An 18932-nucleotide genomic window follows, 5' to 3' on the forward strand; every position below is an offset into this window, starting at 1 on the left:
CGGTCTCCCGGGGGGTCCGGCGCCGTGGACACAGCATCTAATCGATCAGGTTAGCCGCTTGCAGGGCGGTCCTGATGCGTTCCCGCTCGGCCTCGGTGGCGGGCCGGAACGGGCGGCGCGGCAGACCGGGGTTGCGGCCCAGCAGTTCGAGCGCGGCCTTGAGCGTGGCGGGCAGGTTGGGCGCGTCGACGGCCCGCCAGACGGTGAGGATGCGCTCGTGCAGTTCGAGTGCCCTGGCGTGGTCGCCGGCCTGCACCGCGTCCCACAGCTCGACGCTCAGCCGGGGGGTGACGGTGGGGATCGCGGCGAGGGCACCGTGGGCGCCCATGACGAACGCGGGGTAGTGCAGGTCGTCCAGGGCGGCGAGCACGGTGAACCGGTCGCGCGAGCGGTGCAGGAGATCGGCGAGCAGGTGGATGTCGCCGCCCGACTGCTTGACGGCCACCACCTGCGGGACGTCGCGCAGCAACTCGATGGTGTCCACGGGCACCAGCGCCCACGGCACGACGTTGTAGAGGACGATCGGCAGGTCGGTGGCCTCGCCGATCTCGCGGTAGTGCGCGACCGTCTCCTCGGGGGACGGCGCGAACACATAGTGCACGGGGGTGACCTGGAGGGCGTCGACCCCGGCCGCCTTCAGCGCGAGCGAGTAGCGCTTGGCCTGTGCCGTGCTGTTCTGGATGACGCCGCCGATGACCGGAACACGACCGGCGACCTCGTCGACGACGGTGGCGCAGATCGCCGCGCTCTCCTCCAGGGACAGCGTCTGGCCCTCGCCGGTGCTGCCGCAGGCGCAGATCGCGGTGACGCCCTGGTCCAGGAGGTACTTCACCTCGCCGCGCAGCAGGTCGAGGTCGACCTCGTCGTTTGCGTCGAACGGCGTGACGACGGTCGAGATCATGCCGCCGAGCCGGATGTCCTTCACGTTGGTCTCCCGGGTATTGCCGCGCCCTAGGCACGGATGTAATGTCTGATGCATCAGATGTTAGCACGCGGTCCCTCGTCAGGAGAACCGTCGCTTTCCGGACACGGTCGGCGCCCGTGCAGCATGAAGGGACCGAACCGACCGTGTCGTCCGAGCCGCCATCGCAATGGAGCGAGCATGCCCCAACCGCCCGCCACGCCCGACGCCCGCGCGTCCCTGCGCAAAGTCGTCACCGCCAGCGCCCTCGGCACCACCGTCGAGTACTACGACTTCACCCTCTACGCGACCACCGCGGCACTGGTCTTCGACAAGGTGTTCTTCCCCGACGCCTCGCCCCTGGTGGGCACCCTCGCCGCCTTCGCGACCTACTTCGTCGGCTACGCCGCCCGCCCGCTCGGCGGCATCCTCTTCGGTCACTTCGGCGATCGCCTCGGACGCAAGAACGTCCTCATCATCACCATGCTCATGATGGGACTGGGCACCTTTGCGATCGGCCTGCTGCCCTCCTACGACAGCATCGGCATCGCCGCCCCGATCCTGCTCGTCGCGATCCGGCTGCTCCAGGGCCTCGGCATGGGCGGCGAGTACGGCGGCGGAGTGCTCATGGCGCTGGAGTACAGCCCGCGCTCCCGCCAGGGCTTCTTCACCTCACTGGTGCACATCGGCACCCCGGCCGGCGTGCTCATCCCGGTGGGCCTGGTCACCCTCCTCGACAACGCGCTGCCGTCCGGCTCGTACGACTCCTGGGCCTGGCGGCTGCCCTTCCTCGCCAGCATCCTGCTGGTCGGCGTCGGCATCTGGATGCGCCTGAACATCACCGAGAGCCCCGAGTTCGTCAAGATGCGCGAGGACCGCGAGGTGCAGAGCCTGCCCGTGCGCCAGGTGTTCACCCGGCGGCCCGCGACGGTCCTGTTCTCCGTGCTCGCCAAGATCGCCGAAAGCGGCCTGTTCAACATCTACTACGTGGTGGCGATCACCTACGTCACCACCGAACTCGATCTGCCGAAGAGTCCCGTGCTGCTCGCGGTGCTGATCGCCTGCGCCGTCGAGTGCTGCACCCTGCCGTACTTCGGCGCCCTCTGCGATCGCATCGGCCGGCGCAAGGTGTACATCGCCGGTGCCCTCTTCCAGGCGATCCTGGCCGTGCCGTTCTTCCTGCTGCTGCAGACCGGCCAGTTCTGGGCCTACGTGTTGGGTATGACCCTCGGACTCGGCATCGGGCACGGCGCCATGTACGGCGCTCAAGGTGCCCTCTTCTCCAACCTCTATCCGGTCAACGTCCGCTACACGGGGCTGTCGGTCACCCAGCAGATCGGCGCCACCCTCGGCGGCGGTCTCTCCCCGCTCATCGGCACCGCCCTGCTCTCCGCGGCCGGCGGACACTGGGCCTGGCTGATCGCCTACTGCGTGGGCGTCGCCGTCGTCTCCGCCCTGGCCACCACCCGGCTGGGGGCCGGCGAGGCGCCCGCCCCCACGACCGGCGCACCGGCCCCGCACCTCCCCGAAAGGACCCAGGTCTCGTGAACAGCCTGTTCCTGCCCGAGCAGCACCCCGTCGAGCAGGCCCTGCGCGGCCTGACCCTGGCCCACCCCGACCTGCTGCACCTCACCGAGGACCCGCTGTACGTCACCACCCGCGACCGTCACCCCGGCCGGCGCGTGGGCATCGTCTCCGGCGGCGGCTCCGGCCACGAGCCCCTGCACACCGGATTCGTCGGCCGCGGCATGCTGGACGCCGCCGCCCCCGGCCGGATCTTCGCCTCGCCGCACAACCGGCAGGTGTACGAGGCCTCCCGGGCCGTCGCCGGCCCGGACGGCGTGCTGCACGTCGTGAAGAACTACACCGGCGACCGCATCAACTTCGGCATCGCCGCCGAACGCCTGCGCGCCGACGGCATCCCCGTGTGCCGCGTCCTCGTCGACGACGACCTCGCCACCGACAGCGCCGAGACCGCCACCGGCCGCCGCGGCACCGGCGCCACCGTCATCGTGGAAAAGCTCCTCGGCGGCGCCGCCGACCAGGGCCTTGGCCTTGACGAACTCGCCGGTCTCGGCGCCGAGTTCGCCGCGGCCTCGCGCAGCCTCGCGGTCGCCGCACGCGCCCAGACCTCCCCGTCCCGCGGCGGCGAGGCGTTCGCACTGCCCGACGGCACGCTCGAATACGGCGTCGGCATCCACGGCGAGCGCGCCGCCACCACCCTGGAACACCCCGGCTTCGAAGAACTCGTCGACCGCATGACCCAGCAGGTCCTCGACACGCTGCCGACGGCCACCGGCCGGGTCCTCCTGCTGGTCAACGGCCTCGGCGCGACCACGCTGCTGGAGTTGCACGCCGTCCACGCACGGGTGTCCGAGCTGCTGGACAAACGCGGCCTGAGCGTGGCCGGCCGGCTCGTCGGGACCTTCGTCCCGGCCCTGGACATGAGCGGCTTCTCCCTCACCGTGACCGCCCTGCGCGAGGACTGGACCGCCTTCTGGCACGCACCGGCCCGCACCCCCGCCTTCCCCGCACTGGAGACGATCCGTTGACCATCGACCGGCATCTCGTCCTGCGTACCTACGCGCAGGCCGCCCACACCGCGCACGACACCCTCACCGCCCTCGACCAGCTCTCCGGCGACGGCGACTTCGGCGACAATCTCCGCGAAGGACTCGACCGGGTCGTCTCGGCCCTTGCGGCCCGGCCCGCCGAACCGGCGTTCGCGGTGGCCGCGGAGGTCTTCCTGAACGAGGTCGGCGGCACCAGCGGCCCCCTGCTCGGGCTGCTGTTCCAGGAGATCGCGGGCGCCCTCGCTGCCGGGGACGACCGCGCGGCCTGGGCCCGCGGGGTACGCGAGGGACTCGCCGCGATCCAGCGGGTCGGGGAGGCGGAGCCCGGGGACCGCACCATGGTGGACGCCCTGGTCCCGGCCCGCGACGCCCTGGAGGCGGGGGAGGACCTGCGGGACGTCGCCCTCGCCGCCCTCGCGGGCGCCCGGGCCACGGCCTCGCTGCGGGCCCGGCGCGGACGCGCCTCCTACGTCGGTGAACGCGCCGTCGGCTCGGCCGACCCCGGAGCCATGGGGGTCGCCCTGCTGTTCTGGTCCCTGGCCCGGGCACAGGACCGGTCGCCGGGCGAACTGACGGACTTCCTCGGGAGCACGCACGAGCCGGGCCAGGAGCCGGCGCCCGGCCGGAAGGCCCCCGCGCATCAGGGCTGACCTCGGATGCCGGGGCCGCCCCGCCTGATGCGCGGGGCGGCCTTGGCACCCACGACACGAGCGCCCCCGCTCCACCCGGCGAGTACACTATTCACTAGGTGATGAATTACTGGTGGTGAACCGCTGCTCTCCGGAAAGGCAGGGCCGTGATGGAACGGACCACATGTTGTGTCGTGGGCGGTGGTCCCGCGGGCATGGTGCTCGCCCTGCTGCTGGCCCGGGCCGGCGTCGAGGTGACGGTCCTGGAGAAGCACGACGACTTCCTGCGCGACTTCCGCGGCGACACCGTGCACCCCTCGACGCTCGCCCTGCTGGACGACCTGGGCCTGGCCGACAGGTTCGCCCGGCTCCCGCAGCGCCGGGTGCACACCGTCCAGATGCCCGTCGGGGCCGGCCGGTCGCAGGTCACGGTCGCCGACCTCGCCGTGCTGCGCGGCCCGTACAACTACGTGGCGATGGTGCCCCAGTGGGACCTCCTGGACCTACTCGTGGCCGAGGCCCGGCGCGAACCCTCCTTCCACCTGCGGATGGGCACCGAGGCCGACTCCTTCCTGGTCGAGCGCGGCCGGGTGACCGGTGTCCGCTACCGCACCCGGGACGGCCGCCACGGAGAGCTGCGCGCCCAGCTCACCGTCGCCTGCGACGGTCGCGGCTCCCTGGCCCGCTCCCGGCCGGAGCTGGGACTGCGCCGCTACCGCTGCCCGATGGACGCCTGGTGGTTCCGGCTGCCCCGGCACGCGGGGGATCCGCGCGGACTCGTCGGCGCCGCGGGCGACCGCTTCCTGACCGCGATGATCGACCGCGGGGACTACTGGCAGTGCGCCGCCCTCATCCCCAAGGGCTCCGACGCCCGCCGCCGCGCCGCCGGGCTCGACCGCTTCCGCGCCGAGTACGCCACCGCCGTCCCCTGGATCGCGGACCGCATCGACCGGCTGCGCTCCTGGGACGAGGTCAAGCTCCTCGACGTCCGCCTGGACCGGCTGCGCCGCTGGCACCGGCCCGGCCTGCTGTGCATCGGCGATGCCGCCCACGCGATGTCCCCGGTCTTCGGCATCGGCATCAACCTCGCCGTCGAGGACGCCGTGGCCGCCGCGCGTCATCTGGTCGGGCCGCTGCGCCGCGGCACCGTGGGCCTGCACGACGTGCGCGGCATCCAGCGCCGCCGCCGGCCGACCACCGTCGCCACCCAGGGGCTGCAACGCCTGGCCCACGCGCGCCTCATCGCTCCCGTCCTGCAGGGCCGCCCGCCCCTCGGCGATGTGCGCAGGGCCCGGCGTGTGGCCGGACTGCTCGCCTCGTCCCGGCTGCTGCGCCGGCTGCCCGCGTACTTCATCGGATACGGGGCACTGCGCGAGCGCCCCCCGAAAAGCGCCGTCCGCCAGCCCCGCGCGGGCCCGGAGACGAGCGAGCGGCCCTCGACCGCCGACCGGCCGGCTCCACAGCCGTGATCCAGCCGGGGCCGGTCGCACGGGGCGTCCGGCGGCGCCGTGGCCGGCCCGACGGCCAGCACCCGGCCGCCGCGACGCCCCCGCGCCGAGCCTCCCCGCGCCGGCGGGCGTCGGCGGGGCGAGTAGGGTGCGGGCGTGCGGCGGATCCTGGTGGTGGGTGTCACCGGTGCGGGCAGATCCACGCTCGCCCGTGCGGTGAGCGCCCGACTGGATCTGCCGTACCACGAGATGGACGCGCTGTACTTCGACGGCCCCGACTGGTCCGTGAACGCCGGACTGGCCGAGGACGTGGCGGCGCTCACCGCAGAGCCCCGCTGGGTCTTCGACTCGCTCGGCTACCCGGAGGTCCGCGACCTCATGTGGGAGCGGGCGGACACCGTCCTCTGGCTGGACTACCCGAGAAGGGTCGTGATGCCCCGCATCCTGCGCCGGTCCCTGCGGCGCACGGTGACCCGCGAGGTGGTCCACGGCGGCAACAGGGAGACCTGGCGGGACTGGCTGACGCGGCAGCACCCCGCCCGGTGGGCCTGGTCCCAGCACCGGGCCCGCCACCGCGAGATCGAACGACGCGTCCACGACCCGAGGTTCGCCCCGCTGAAGACCCACCGGTTCGGCCACCCCGCCGCGGCGGCGGACTGGCTGGCGGCCCTGTGAACCGGCCGGAGCCGAACGCCACAGCCACGCCGCCGGCCAGGCCCCTGCCCCAACGCGCCCTCCTTCCACGGCGGTTGACCGGCGACCGCGAACAACTCCGCCCACCGCCCGGCGAACACGTCGCACGGCGGCGGCGTGCCACACCCGCCGGTCAGGCGGTCACCCGGTGCGGCTGCCGTACGGTGAGCCGTCCGGTGCGGGCGAGCGCGGCGATCGAGGCGGCGCACCCGAGGCCCGTCGCGGCCAGGGCGCCCCAGGTGAGCCAGAGGGCATCGTGCCGTACGGCGACGTCCCACAGCGCCCCCGTGGCGAGGTTGCCGAGGGTGATGCCCAGGCCGGAGACGGTGTTGTAGAGGCCGTAGTGGGTGGCGACCAGCCGGTCGCCGGCGAGCGAGACGACGGTGTCCATCTCGAAGGGGTAGACGACCGCACCGCCCGCCGCCAGCAGCACGACCGCGGTCAGCAGAGCGGCGACGACCGCCGCCGCCGCGTGGTGCGGAACCAGCGCCAGCGGCACGAAAGCCAGCCCCATCGCCGCGAGCCCGCGCACCAGCGCCTCATGGCTGCTCCAGCGTTTCCTGCCCCAGCCGGTGAGCCGGAGCTGGCCCAGCACGGCGACGGCCGCCGACACCACGAACAGGCCGCCGGTGACGGCGGTGCCGTCCGCGCCCAGGGCGTCGGCGGCGGCCAGCGGGAGGGCGAGATAGACCTGGAACGTCAGGACGTACGACCCGATCATGGCGGTGGCGAAGAGCAGGAACGGCCGGTTGGCCACCACGCCGCGCCACTGCGCCGGCACCCCCTGACGCCCGGCGCCGGTGTCGGCCGCCGCGTCGCGCCGGGCCGGCAACGCGTGCCACTGAAGCAGGGTCAGCGCGGCGAAGACGCCCGCCGCCGCCGTGCCGACCAGCCTGAAGTCGGCGGCCAGCAGGCCGAGTCCGACCAGCGGGCCGAGCAACATGCCCGCCTGGTAGTGGACGTTGAAGACGGCGAAGGCGTCCACGCGGCGCGTACCCGCCTCCACGGCGAGGTAGGCGCGCACGGCGGGATTGAACAGCGCGCCCGCGAACCCCGTCGCCGCGGAGGCGACGACCAGGGCGGGCAGGTTGTCGACCCAGCCGAGCAGCCCGAAACCGAGCGTGCGCAGCAGACAGCCCGCCATGATCGGGGCCTTGTAGCCGTAGCGGTCCGCGAGGGTGCCGCCGATGAGGAACATGCCCTGCTGGGAGAAGTTCCGCACGCCCAGCACCAGTCCCACCGCCCAGGCGTCGAGACCGAGCGCACCCGAGAGATGGACGGCCAGGTAGGGCATGAGCATGTAGAAGGCGAGGTTGATGGCGAACTGATTGGCCATCAACAGCCGTACGGCGGGTGGGAAGGAGCGGGTCTGCCGCCACAGGTTCCTCATCGCGCGGCCCCCGAGAGGTAGGGAAGGCCGCCGCCCGCGAGCGGGTCGGTGACCCGGGTGCAGCGCGTCCAGCGGGTGACGGCCCGCTCGCCGGCCTCGCCGATCTCGTCCGGTTCGTCGGCGGGCGGGTGCCCGAGCAGACCGTGCTGCCGGCAGTAGGCGTCGTCGAAGACGGTGCCGACATAGCGCTGCGGTCCGTCGGGGAAGACGGCGGCGATGCGGTCCTCGGCGGGCAGGGTGCGGGCCAGCCAGCGGGCGACCAGGGCCACCGCACCCACGCTCCAGCCGCCGGTGGCGTAGTGGTGCCGGGCCAGCTGGCGGGCGGCCCACACCGCCTCGGGCGCGGCCACCCAGTGCACCTCGTCGAAGAGGCCGTAGGCGACGTTGCGCGGATAGATGCTGCTGCCCAGGCCGCGCATCAGACGGGGTGCCGCGGGCTGGCCGAAGATGGTGGAGCCGGTGGTGTCCACGCCGACCACGCGCAGCCCGGGGAAGAAGCCGCGCAGCACGGAGGCGATGCCCGCGGAATGGCCGCCGGTGCCCACGGAGACCACCAGGGCGTCGATACGGCCGAGTTGGGCGAGGAGTTCGCGGGCGAGCGGGGCGTAGGCGGCCACGTTGTCCGGGTTGTGGTACTGGTCCGGACACCAGGCGTCGGGGACGGCGGCGAGCAGCTCGGTGACGCGGTCGCGGCGGGCCTGCTGCCAGCCGCCGTCCGGATGCGGGTCGCCGACCAGGTCGACCTCGGCGCCGTAGGCGGTGAGCAGGCCCGTCATCAGGGGCTCCATGCCGGGGTCGGAGACCACGGTGACCGGGTGGCCGTACGCCGCGCCGGCCAGGGCCAGACCGAGGCCGAGGGTGCCGGATGTGGACTCGACGATGCGGGCGCCCGGCAGCAGCCGGCCGCGCTCACGGGCGGCACGGACCATGTACAGGGCGGTGCGGTCCTTGATACCACCGGGGTTGTGCCCTTCGAGCTTGGCCCAGAAGCCGCGTCCGGCGGCGGTGAAGGGTTCCCCGATCCACAGGACGGGGGTGTCGCCGACGAGACCGGCGGGGGTGTGCAGCGGATGCTTCGCGTCGGCGAGCAGCGACGCGGGGGAATACGGCGCGGACGCATACGGGTCGGGGGAGTGCTGAAGGGGGGAGCGGCGGGCGGGGGACTGCGGCACCGGTGTGCCGTCGTGCTGCTGCATGGCGTGCTTCTCCCGCGGCCGAAGAACACGCTCAGGTGCCGGCCGCCGTGGTCGAAGGAGCGGGGGTCCGATCGGTCGGCGCACAGCGCGGCGGCAGGCACGGGGCCATGGCGCGGCGCGCGGCGCACGGTCCGGTCAGGACCTCCACACGCCCAGGCGGGCTCTCGACCGGCCGGCCGCGGCCGGGCCGGGAGCCGGACCGGCGGGCGGGCCCGTCCCCGCGGTGGGGGATTCGTCGTCGGCCGCGGCGGGCGCCGCGGCCTCGTCCACGGCGGGCACGGGCGAGGCGATGTCCCGGGGCGGCTGGACCGTGGGCTCGTCCGTGTCCCAGCACTGCGCCAGATCGTCCCCCGAGGGCGGTGCCGGCCGTGTGACCGTAACGACGGGGGGGGGCGGCGGCACCTGGCCGCACGCCGCCTCGACCAGCAGGGGGGTGTCGGCCCGTACGGATCCCGCGGGGAGGGGACCGTGGGCGCAGCCGAGCAGATGGACCAGTGCGGCGAGCAGCACCACCAGTGCCGCTCCGGCCCGTGTCACGGGCCGGAGCTCGCGACGTACCGACCAAGCCACCATGGGCACACAAAGTAGTCGATCATGTGCATAAAGTTCCGGTGAGGTGTGCCGGGCGCGGCCCCGCGTCGGCCGGGACACCGCGCCGGCGGCGGCGACCGGCCCGGAAGTCCGCCGGGGCGGCGGGGCCGCCGGCGCGGGGACGGCGACATGTGTGCGATCACCGCATCGGGTGAACGGACCCCGGCGTGTGCCCGTATCTCCCCTCGACAGTCCGTCCGCGCGGGCGGCGCCGGCCCCACAACGGAGCGAGCGACGTGCCCCAGCAACAGCGATCACACCCCGGCCGCACCCCTTCCCCCGCCCGTCTGGTCCGCACGGCCGCCCTCGCCGGAAGTGTGGCCCTCCTGCCCCTGTCCGCGGCCTGCGGCGGCGGAGAGGACGACGCGGCCCGTGCGCCCGGGGCGTCGAGGGGCCCCGCGATCTCCGCGGTGCAGGCCCAGGTCGTGGCACCGGCGAAGGTCGAGGTCATCGCGCGCCTGACGAACTGCACGGCCAAGATCCGGATCGAGGCGGACGAACTGCGGCAGGGCGTCTGCCACACCGAGCGCGCCGACTACCTCATCACCACCTTCCCCGAGGAGCGGTTCCAGCGGACCTGGCTGGACACCGCGGCCATGTACCAGGGGGACTTCCTGGTGGGGGCCCGCTGGGTGATCAGTGCCGAGCGGGAATCGCTGGAACGGTTCCGGACCAGGACCGGCGGCACGATCGTCCACATGTCCGGGATGGGCCCGAGCCCGGCGCCGACTCCCTCCTGAGGCCGCCGTCCTCCCGACAAGGTTCGGCCGCGCCGCGGCGGCTTCCCGACCGCCCCGGTCCGGCCGGGTATTTCCGCAGGTCAGCGGGATATTAACGGACATGACAACGGTCACCGGTGCAGTCTTTGGCGTTTCCGCCGCGCATGCGTTTCACTGCGAGTCGGGCATCCGTCGCGAGCGGGGAGGCACACGAGATGAGCGAGTACGACCACGGCGTGGGGCACGACCACGGCGCGGGCGGCCACGCGGGGCACTCGCACGGCGTGGCCGCGGACGCCGACCGCCGCTGGCTGGCCATCGCGCTCACGCTGATCACGCTGTTCATGGCCGCCGAGGTCGCCGTCGGCATCGTCGCGAGTTCCCTGGCGCTGATCTCGGACGCGGCGCACATGCTCACCGACGCCGTCTCCATCGTGCTCGCACTCGTCGCGATGCGGCTCGCCGCCCGGCCGGCGCGCGGCGGCTACACCTACGGCCTGAAGCGGGCCGAGATCCTTTCCGCCCAGGCCAACGGGCTGACCCTGCTGCTGCTCGGTGCCTGGCTCGCCTACGAGGCGGTGCGCCGGCTGATCGCGCCACCGCAGGTCGAGGGCGGTGCGATGCTGGTCACCGCGCTCGCCGGGATCGCCGTGAACATTGCCGCGACCTGGTGCATCTCCAAGGCCAACCGGGCCTCGCTCAATGTCGAGGGTGCCTACCAGCACATCCTCAACGACCTGTTCGCCTTCATCGGTACGGCGGTCGCCGCCCTGATCGTGGTGCTCACCGGCTTCGCGCGGGCCGACGCCATCGCCACGCTCGTCGTCGTCGCCCTGATGGCGCGGGCCGGGTACGGGCTGCTGCGCGATTCCGGCCGGATCTTCCTGGAGGCCGCCCCCGCCGATGTCGACCCGGACCTGCTGGGTGACACCCTCGTCGGCCGGCCGGCCGTCATCGAGGTCCACGACCTGCACGTCTGGCAGATCACCTCGGGCCAGCCGGCCCTGTCCGCGCATGTCCTGGTCGACCCGGACGGCGACTGCCACGCCGTCCGCCGGGACCTGGAGGCACTGCTGCGGCGCGATTACGGCATCACCCACACCACCCTCCAGGTCGACCATGCCGCCGCATCCGTCCTCCACGTCACCCGTCCCGGCGAGCGGAGCGACGGCCCCGACCACTGCGAGGCGCCCCATGGCCCCGCCCACCGCGACGAACCCCACCCGCACTGAGGCCGCACCGCCCGGCCGGACCACGGCCGGACGGTGCGGTGCGGGGCGTCACATGATCGGAGCGGACTGGGCGGCGTAGGGGCTCACCAGCGTGTACGGGGTCTGCCGCACCTTCTCCGTGTGGGGGGAAGGACGCTGGTGTGGGTGGGCCTCTGCCGGTGTGGGCGGGGACGGTGGTGTGACCGTGCGGGCTTGCTTTCGCCGGTGTCGGTGTGGCCGTCGCCGGCTGCGTCAGGGGTCCGTCAGCGTTGGACCGCCGTCCGTCAGCGTCGCGTCATGGGGCATCGGAGCGCCGGGGCGGCGGGCATAACGTCGACGCAGCGCCCCGGTCCGCCTCCCCGCGGCCGGGGCGGTCGAGCAGACCCACATGACCACACGGATCCTGTCGGAGGCATCCCATGACAGAACTCCTGGACGACGACCCCGAGCCCGCCGATCGGCACCCGGCCGGACGCCTGTTCGTCCCGGTCCGGCCGGGACCACGCGGAGACGCGCTCTGTGTCTTCCGGATCTTCCGCACTCCTTTGGGCAGCCGCACGGCCGTCGGCTTCACCTCGCTGCGGCGCCTGACCGCGACCCTCGGCCGTGAGCAGGCGTGGATCGTACTGGCCGAACCCGCGCTGCGTTCGCTGCTCGCCCCGCTCGGCGTCACCCTCGTCACGGTGGACCCGCAGCTCTCCGCGCCGGCCCCCGCGCCCGCCCTGCTCGCCCCCGCGACGCCGGCGCCCCTGACCGCGGCCCTGACGGCCGGCGGAGAGGCGGTGACCCGATGAGCGTCGTCGACGAGCCCGTACCCACCGCCGCGGCGGTGGCCGGCCTGGAGGTGTGGCCCGCGTCGAGCACCGAGCCGCACCGCGGCGACATCGCCGTGTGCGGTGTGCCGCTGGCCGAGATCGCCGAGCGGTTCGGCACGCCCGTCTACGTGCTCGACGAAGGGGAGGTGCGCGAACGCTGCCGCACCTACCGGAACGTCTTCCCCGACGCCGAAGTCCTCTACGCGGCCAAGGCGTTCCTGTGCCGAGCCATGATCCACTGGGTGGCCGAGGAGGACCTGGGCCTCGACGTGTGCTCGGCGGGCGAGCTGGAACTCGCGGTCACCACGGGTTTCCCGCCCGAACGCATCGTGCTGCACGGCAACGCCAAGTCCCCGGCGGACCTGCGGGCCGCGCTGCGCCTCGGGGTCGGCCGCATCGTCATCGACGGCCCCTCGGAGATCGCCCGGCTGGCCGCCGCCCTCGGACCCGGCGGCCGGCAGCGGGTGATGGTGCGGGTCGTGCCCGGCATCAGCGCCGGCGGCCACGAGAAGATCCGTACCGGGACCGACGACCAGAAGTTCGGGCTGTCCGTGACGGACGGCGGCGCCGAACGGGCCATCGCCCGGATCCTCGATCAGCCACAGCTCGAACTGACCGGCCTGCACTGTCACCTGGGATCCCAGATCACCGATGTCGAACCCTATGCGAGGGCCGTGCGCCGGCTGGTGGCGCTCATGGCGCGGCTGTACGAGCGGCACGGCCTGGTGCTGCCCGAACTCGACCTGGGCGGCGGGCACGGCATCGCCTACCGCCCCGGGGAGCGGGCCCTCGACCTCACCGCGCTGGCCCGCACGATCCGTACCGAACTGGCGGCGGCGTGCGAGGCCGCGGGGCTGGCCGAGCCCCGCCTGATCATCGAGCCGGGCCGGGCGGTCGTGGGTCCGGCGGGCGTCGCCGTGTACCGGGTGCTGTCCGTCAAACACACGGCAGGGCGCACGTTCGTCGCCGTCGACGGCGGCATGGGCGACAACCCACGACCCGCTCTGTACGGTGCCCGGTACGCGCCCCGGCTGATCGGCCGGCACACGGCGTCGTCGACGGCCCGGGTGACGGTGGTGGGCCGGCACTGCGAGGCCGGCGACGTCCTCGCCGCCGATGTCGCGCTGCCCGACGACCTGCGGGCCGGGGACCTGCTCGCCCTCCCGGTGGCGGGCGCCTACCACCTGTCCATGGCCTCCGGCTACAACATGGTCGGCCGCCCGCCGGTGGTCGCCGTGCGCGAGGGCCGCGCACGGCTCCTCATCCGGCGTGAGTCCCTGGACGACATCCGCGGCCGTGACGTGGGCCTGTGACCGGGCCGGCGGACGACCGGCCTGCGCGCCCCTCCCTCCTCCCGCCGCGCTCCTCGGCTTCCGCCGCGCTCCTCGGCTTCCGCCGCGCCCTTCCCGGGTTCCGCCGCGCCCTTCCCGGCTTCCGCCGCGCCCCTCGGCTCCCGCCGCACCCCTCCCGGCTTCCGTCGCACCCCCTCCCGCCCCGCCGCGCCCCTGACGCCGCAGCCGCCGGGCGTCGCACGAACCGGGCGGTGACGGCCTCGGCGCACTCCGCGCCGGTGTGCCGCACGGCGCGTTCGCGGTCCGTTCCGTAGCGATACACGAGGTTCGGCGCCGACCACACACAGTGGGCGAGTCGATGCTGCGGCTCGGCCGCGGCCGGCTTCGGCCGGTCACCGACGCCTCCCGTGCAGCCGAGCGCGTACCGCCGAGCACGGTCGGTGACCGTCGGGCTGCCCGCTCCCGCGACGGGGGTGACGCAGGGGACTGCCATGTGGTGTGGTGGAGTGGCACCAGGCAGGGGAGTACGTCCATGAGCGCTGAGACCATCTGCGGGACGGCGGACGGGGCCCTCCGGTCCCCGGACCGGACGGCGGTGGTCTCCTGGTGGCTGCTCGGCCCCGCGCTGGTCATCCTCGCCATCCCGGTGGCCGACGCGTTCCTGCCGCCCGACATCCACATCGCGCATCTGCTGGTCGTCGCCTGCGCGGTCACCGCCATCGGCGCGGGTCCGATCGCCACGGCCCTGGTCTGCGGGCTGGCCGTGCTGGCCCTGGTCGGCGCCGGTCTGGAAAGGCACACCTTGACCACCGAAAGCGTCCTCGTCGAACTCGCGGCCCTCGCCGGGCTCTGCGTCCTCCTCATCGTCTTCGCCCGGCTGCGGGCCCGGCGCGAGGGGGAACTGCTCCGGGTGCGCTCGGTGTCCGAGGCGGCACAGCGCGTCGTGCTGCGTCCCCTCCCGGAGCGGGCCGGCCCCGTCTCGCTCGCCTCGGAGTACCGCAGCGCCGAGGCCGACGCCCGCGTCGGCGGCGACCTGTACGCCACGGCCCGCTCGGCCGGATCCACCCGGCTGCTGATCGGGGACGTCCGCGGCAAGGGGCTGGCCTCGATCAGCGACACGGCGATCGTGCTCGGAGCCTTCCGGGCCGCGGCCCACCGCGCGACCTCGTTGCCGGACCTGGCCGCCTACATGGAAGACGCGGTCTCCTGGGGGCTCGCCGAGTTCTCGGAGGCCGAGGAGGACTTCGACGAACGCTTCGTGACCGCCGTGATCGCGGAGATCCCGGACGACGAACCGGTCGTCCGGCTGATCAGCTGTGGGCATCCGCCGCCGGTGCTGCTGCACGGCGCCACCGCGCGGCACCTGACGGTGCCCGAGCCCGCGCCACCCCTCGGTCTCGGCGACATGTCCGCGTCGGCGTACGTTCCGGCCACCCACCCCTTCCACCACGGCGACCGGCTGGTGCTGTACACGGACGGAGTCAGCGAGGCCCGTGACGAGCGGGGGGTCTTCTACCCGCTCTGCGCGCGCCTCGCCGCCTGGGCGGACGAGGCGCCCCTGCCGCTGGTCCGGCGCATCGCCGCCGATCTCAGGGAACACGCGGGAGGCCGGCTCGACGACGACATGGCCCTGATCGTCGCACGCCGGGACGGCACCCGTTGCTGAACGTCCGAAGGGGCCCGGCCACGGGCCGCGCCCCGGCACCCGGGCGCCCTCCGGGATGCGCACAGGCGTGCCGCGGCGGCGCCGGTGCCCGGCCGTCTCCCCCGCCCGGGGGAGAGGGACCCCCTGAGCGAGGGATCTTCCCGCGTCGCCCTGCGGCTGTACTGGCACCGTCAGTCATCCGACGGCGGCGGAGCATGCCACGGCCCCTGGAATTCGCCCGCCTTGGGCGGGGCCGTGGCGCGGACAGGAGGAATCCCGATGCGTACGTGGACGAGACGACCGTGGACGAGACGACGGCTGCTGGCCTCGGCGGCGTCGGCGGCGGGCCTGACCGCCGTGGCCGCCGCACCCGCGCCGGCGGCCCCGGCCACCGGCCCGGCCCGAGCCGGCGGCGACGACATCGCGGCGGCCCTGGGCGCCCTGCCGGGACTGAGGGTGATCGAGGAACGACCGGGTGCCGAACCGGGGTACCGCTTCTTCGTCCTCGGTCTGCGGCAGCCGGTCGACCACACGAGCCCCGGGGCGGGGACCTTCGAACAGCGCCTCACCCTGCTGCACACGGGCGCCGACCGCCCCACTGTCCTGTTCAGCACGGGGTACGAGGCGGTGCTCACCCCGCGCCGCACCGAACCGACCGTGCTGCTCGGCGGCAACCAGCTCCAGGTCGAGCACCGCTTCTTCGGCACTTCACGCCCCGCGAGGGCCGACTACTCCCTGCTGACCGTCCGGCAGGCCGCCGACGACCACCACCGGGTGGTCCGCCTCTTCCGCACGCTGTACCCCGGCGCCTGGATCTCCACCGGTGCCAGCAAGGGCGGCATGGCCACCGTCTACCACCGCCGGTTCCACCCCGACGACGTGGACGGCACCGTCGCCTACTCCGCCCCGAACAACGTCGACGACCGGGACGACTCGGCCTACCTGCGCCGCCTGGACAGCCTGGGCACCCCGGCCACCCGCGCCGCCCTCAGGACGGCGCAGCGGCAGGCGCTGCTGCGCCGCGCGGACATGGTCGCCCGCTACGAGGCCTGGGCGGCCGCGGGCCACCACACCTTCCGCATCATCGGCGGCGCCGACAAGGCCCTCGAAACCGCCGTGCTGCGCGCCCCGTTCATGTTCTGGCAGTACGGCACCGCCGTCGACCGCGCCGTTCCGGGACCGGACGCCACCACCGACGAGCTGTACGCCTGGCTCGACGACGTCGCCGGCCTGTCCGTCTACACCGATGGGGTCGCCCGGCGCTACATCCCGTACTTCTACCAACTCGGCACCCAGCTCGGCTACTTCGACGTCCCCACCCGTCACCTGGCGGATCTGCTGCGCTACCCGGACGCCGTCGAACCCTGCAACTTCGTCCCCCGCGACATCCCCATGCCGTTCGACCGCGAGGCCATGCCCGACATCGACCACTGGGTCCGCCGGCACGGCAGCCGTCTGCTGTTCGTCAACGGCGCCCAGGACCCCGCCGTCGCCGAACCCTTCCGCCCCGGCCACCGTGACGCGCGCATCCTGTGGGCCCCCGAAGCCCACCACGGCGCCGTGATCGCCGACCTGCGCCCCGCCGACCGCACGGCGGCCGTCGACATGCTGACCCGCTGGGCCGGACGGAGAACCACCGGCCCCGGGCGCGGGCAGCGGGACGCCCCGTCGGACGGCGGGGTGCCGCGGGCGGTGGTCTTGGGAACAACGGGAGCTGCGCGCTGACTTGGTGCTTTACAGTGAACCTCACCAGATCCGGCGACAGTGGGACCTGTGAGGTAAACACCGACCATGCCGACCGAAACGTTTGAGTACCAGGTAGAGGCCCGTCAGCTGCTCCAGCTGATGATCCACTCGGTCTACTCGCACAAGGACGTCTTCCTCCGCGAACTCGTCTCCAACGCCTCCGACGCGCTGGACAAGCTGCGCCTGGCGGCCCTGCGCGACGACGCGCCCGACGCCGACACCTCCGACCTGCACATCGAGATCGAGGCCGACAAGGAGGCCCGTACGCTCACCGTGCGGGACAACGGCATCGGGATGTCGTACGACGAGGTCGGGCGGCTCATCGGCACCATCGCCAACTCGGGGACCGCCGAGTTCCTCCGGGAACTGCGGGAGGCCAAGGAGGCGGGCGGCGCCGAGGGGCTCATCGGCCAGTTCGGCGTCGGCTTCTACTCCGGCTTCATGGCGGCCGACGAGATGACCCTGGTGACCCGTAAGGCGGGCGAGGCCCACGGCACCCGCTGGAGCTCCCGCGGTGAGGGCACGTACACCCTGGAGACCGTGGATCAGGCTCCGCAGGGCACCGCCGTCACGCTGCACCTCAAGCCGGCCGACCCCGACAACCAGCTGCACGACTACACCGCTGCCTGGAAGATCAGGGAGATCGTCAAGCGCTACTCCGACTTCATCACCTGGCCCATCCGGATGGTCCCGGAGAAGGGCGAGGGCGACGACGCCGCGCCCGAGCCCGAGACGCTCAACTCGATGAAGGCCCTGTGGGCGCGCTCGCGCGACGAGGTCTCGGACGACGAGTACCACGAGCTGTACAAGCACATCAGCCACGACTGGCGGGCCCCGCTGGAGACCGTCCGGCTCCAGGCCGAGGGCACCTTCGAGTACCAGGCGCTGCTCTTCCTGCCGGAGCACGCCCCGCACGACCTGTTCACCCAGGGCCACCTGCGCGGCCTGCAGCTCTACGTCAAGCGCGTCCTGATCATGGATGACTGCGAGGCGCTGCTGCCGCCCTACCTGCGGTTCGTCAAGGGCGTGGTCGACGCCCAGGACCTCTCCCTGAACGTCTCCCGCGAGATCCTCCAGCAGGACCGGCACATCCGGCTGATCCAGCGGCGGCTGACGAAGAAGGTCCTGTCCTCGGTCAAGGACCTGAAGGCCAACGACGCGGAGCGGTACGCCACCTTCTGGCGGGAGTTCGGGGCGGTCCTCAAGGAGGGGCTGATCACCGACACCGAGAACCGCGAGGCCATCTGCGCCGTCGCGTCCTTCGCCAGCACCCACGGCGACGACCGGCCCACCACGCTCCAGGAGTACGCGGAGCGGATGAAGGACGGCCAGGACGACATCTACTTCATCACCGGCGAGTCCCGTCAGAGCATCGAGAACTCCCCCCACATGGAGGCGTTCCGCGCCAAGGGCATCGAGGTCCTGCTGCTCACCGACCCCGTCGACGAGGTGTGGGTCGGCGCCGTCGGCGAGTTCCAGGGCAAGCGGCTGCGCTCCGTCGCCAAGGGCGAGATCGACCTGGGCGGCGACGGCGACGAGAAGAGCGAAGGGGAGAAGGAGAAGCAGAGCGAGGAGTACGCCGGTCTGCTCGGCTGGATGAAGGAGCAACTGGGCGAGGACGTCAAGGACGTACGTCTGTCGTCGCGGCTCACGGTCTCCCCGGCCTGTGTCGTCTCCGACGCCGACGATCTCACGCCGGCGCTGGAGAACATGTACCGCGCGATGGGGCAGGAGGTGCCCGCGACCAAGCGGATCCTCGAACTCAACCCCGACCACCTGCTGGTGCAGGGCCTCAACCAGGCGTTCAAGGCGCGCGAGGACCGCTCGAATCTGGTGCAGAGCGCGGAACTCCTGCACGGGCTCGCGGTGCTCGCCGAGGGCGGCCGGCCCAAGGAACCGGGCCGTTTCGTCAAGCTGGTCGCGGACGCGCTGGAGCGCACGTTGTAGCACGCACGCACGCACGGGCGGGGGGGGGGGGGGGGGGCCCGCCCGCCCCCCCCCCCGGGGGGGGGGGGGGCCCCGGGCCCCCCCCCGCGGCGCGGGGGGGGGGGCCCGGGCCGGCCCCCCACCCGCGGCCCCCCCC

The 18932-nt window shown here is 73.4% G+C and carries 16 protein-coding genes; 12 read left to right on the forward strand and 4 right to left on the reverse strand.

The genetic code is table 11. The annotated features are described in order from the left end of the window. Positions 1-37: 37 nt before the first annotated feature. A complete protein-coding gene (locus ACFYTE_RS35280) occupies positions 38-925 on the reverse strand; it encodes a dihydrodipicolinate synthase family protein (protein ID WP_388719436.1) in 888 nt (295 codons plus the stop codon). Between the two features lie 177 nt (positions 926-1102). Here ACFYTE_RS35280 and ACFYTE_RS35285 point away from each other — a divergent pair, with 177 nt between their 5' ends. The 5 genes from ACFYTE_RS35285 to ACFYTE_RS35305 all read left to right on the forward strand — a co-directional run bounded on the left by ACFYTE_RS35285 (position 1103) and on the right by ACFYTE_RS35305 (position 6226). Next, a complete protein-coding gene (locus ACFYTE_RS35285) occupies positions 1103-2449 on the forward strand; it encodes an MFS transporter (protein WP_388719438.1) in 1347 nt (448 codons plus the stop codon). Further along, the gene (locus ACFYTE_RS35290; protein WP_388719440.1) at positions 2446-3453 is read left to right on the forward strand and encodes a dihydroxyacetone kinase subunit DhaK; all 1008 of its coding nucleotides are present in this window, start codon (positions 2446-2448) and stop codon (positions 3451-3453) included. Before ACFYTE_RS35285 ends, ACFYTE_RS35290 begins: the two co-directional genes overlap by 4 nt. Further along, complete coding sequence (dhaL, locus tag ACFYTE_RS35295) at positions 3450-4124, forward strand: dihydroxyacetone kinase subunit DhaL (RefSeq protein ID WP_388719442.1); 675 nt, start codon at positions 3450-3452, stop codon at positions 4122-4124. Before ACFYTE_RS35290 ends, dhaL begins: the two co-directional genes overlap by 4 nt. Before the next feature lie 149 nt (positions 4125-4273). Continuing rightward, on the forward strand, positions 4274-5572 hold the full coding sequence (locus ACFYTE_RS35300) for an FAD-dependent oxidoreductase (protein WP_388719444.1): 1299 nt from the start codon (positions 4274-4276) through the stop codon (positions 5570-5572). 135 nt (positions 5573-5707) lie between these two features. Next, complete coding sequence (locus ACFYTE_RS35305) at positions 5708-6226, forward strand: adenylate kinase (RefSeq protein WP_388719446.1); 519 nt, start codon at positions 5708-5710, stop codon at positions 6224-6226. A gap of 151 nt (positions 6227-6377) precedes the next feature. On the opposite strand, the gene ACFYTE_RS35310 is transcribed toward ACFYTE_RS35305, so the two are convergent. The 3 genes from ACFYTE_RS35310 to ACFYTE_RS35320 form a co-directional block, all read right to left on the reverse strand. Continuing rightward, complete coding sequence (locus ACFYTE_RS35310) at positions 6378-7634, reverse strand: MFS transporter (RefSeq protein WP_388719448.1); 1257 nt, start codon at positions 7632-7634, stop codon at positions 6378-6380. Further along, a complete protein-coding gene (locus ACFYTE_RS35315; protein WP_388719450.1) occupies positions 7631-8830 on the reverse strand; it encodes a PLP-dependent cysteine synthase family protein in 1200 nt (399 codons plus the stop codon). Before ACFYTE_RS35315 ends, ACFYTE_RS35310 begins: the two co-directional genes overlap by 4 nt. A gap of 135 nt (positions 8831-8965) precedes the next feature. Continuing rightward, entirely contained in the window at positions 8966-9367 is a 402-nt protein-coding gene (locus ACFYTE_RS35320) for a hypothetical protein (RefSeq protein WP_388719452.1), read from the reverse strand. 290 nt (positions 9368-9657) lie between these two features. Between ACFYTE_RS35320 and ACFYTE_RS35325 the strand changes: the two genes are divergently transcribed. The 7 genes from ACFYTE_RS35325 (at position 9658) to htpG (ending at position 18796) form a co-directional block, all read left to right on the forward strand. Then, on the forward strand, positions 9658-10161 hold the full coding sequence (locus ACFYTE_RS35325) for a hypothetical protein (protein WP_388719454.1): 504 nt from the start codon (positions 9658-9660) through the stop codon (positions 10159-10161). A 194-nt stretch (positions 10162-10355) separates the two neighbouring features. After that, the gene (locus ACFYTE_RS35330) at positions 10356-11372 is read left to right on the forward strand and encodes a cation diffusion facilitator family transporter (RefSeq protein ID WP_388719456.1); all 1017 of its coding nucleotides are present in this window, start codon (positions 10356-10358) and stop codon (positions 11370-11372) included. A gap of 398 nt (positions 11373-11770) precedes the next feature. Further along, entirely contained in the window at positions 11771-12145 is a 375-nt protein-coding gene (locus ACFYTE_RS35335; RefSeq protein WP_388719458.1) for an SAV_915 family protein, read from the forward strand. Then, complete coding sequence (gene lysA, locus ACFYTE_RS35340) at positions 12142-13479, forward strand: diaminopimelate decarboxylase (protein WP_388719460.1); 1338 nt, start codon at positions 12142-12144, stop codon at positions 13477-13479. Before ACFYTE_RS35335 ends, lysA begins: the two co-directional genes overlap by 4 nt. A 511-nt stretch (positions 13480-13990) precedes the next feature. Beyond that, entirely contained in the window at positions 13991-15124 is a 1134-nt protein-coding gene (locus ACFYTE_RS35345) for a PP2C family protein-serine/threonine phosphatase (RefSeq protein WP_388719462.1), read from the forward strand. Positions 15125-15382: 258 nt separating this feature from the next. Beyond that, positions 15383-16828 carry a S28 family serine protease gene (locus tag ACFYTE_RS35350; protein ID WP_388719464.1) on the forward strand — a complete coding sequence of 482 codons (1446 nt, stop codon included), beginning with the start codon at positions 15383-15385 and terminating at the stop codon, positions 16826-16828. A 66-nt stretch (positions 16829-16894) separates the two neighbouring features. After that, on the forward strand, positions 16895-18796 hold the full coding sequence (htpG, locus tag ACFYTE_RS35355; protein ID WP_388719466.1) for a molecular chaperone HtpG: 1902 nt from the start codon (positions 16895-16897) through the stop codon (positions 18794-18796). Positions 18797-18932 lie beyond the last annotated feature (136 nt).

It is taken from the genome of Streptomyces sp. NPDC004629 (genome assembly GCF_042873595.1).
GTDB lineage: Bacteria > Actinomycetota > Actinomycetes > Streptomycetales > Streptomycetaceae > Streptomyces.

Coding starts and splice junctions, on each gene's coding strand:
- ACFYTE_RS35285 (WP_388719438.1), top strand. CDS start 1,103: ATGCCCCAACCGCCCGCCACGCCCGACGCCCGCGCGTCCCTGCGCAAA.
- ACFYTE_RS35300 (WP_388719444.1), top strand. CDS start 4,274: ATGGAACGGACCACATGTTGTGTCGTGGGCGGTGGTCCCGCGGGCATG.
- ACFYTE_RS35310 (WP_388719448.1), bottom strand. CDS start 7,634: ATGAGGAACCTGTGGCGGCAGACCCGCTCCTTCCCACCCGCCGTACGG.
- ACFYTE_RS35315 (WP_388719450.1), bottom strand. CDS start 8,830: ATGCAGCAGCACGACGGCACACCGGTGCCGCAGTCCCCCGCCCGCCGC.
- ACFYTE_RS35330 (WP_388719456.1), top strand. CDS start 10,356: ATGAGCGAGTACGACCACGGCGTGGGGCACGACCACGGCGCGGGCGGC.
- ACFYTE_RS35335 (WP_388719458.1), top strand. CDS start 11,771: ATGACAGAACTCCTGGACGACGACCCCGAGCCCGCCGATCGGCACCCG.
- lysA (WP_388719460.1), top strand. CDS start 12,142: ATGAGCGTCGTCGACGAGCCCGTACCCACCGCCGCGGCGGTGGCCGGC.
- ACFYTE_RS35345 (WP_388719462.1), top strand. CDS start 13,991: ATGAGCGCTGAGACCATCTGCGGGACGGCGGACGGGGCCCTCCGGTCC.
- ACFYTE_RS35350 (WP_388719464.1), top strand. CDS start 15,383: ATGCGTACGTGGACGAGACGACCGTGGACGAGACGACGGCTGCTGGCC.
- htpG (WP_388719466.1), top strand. CDS start 16,895: ATGCCGACCGAAACGTTTGAGTACCAGGTAGAGGCCCGTCAGCTGCTC.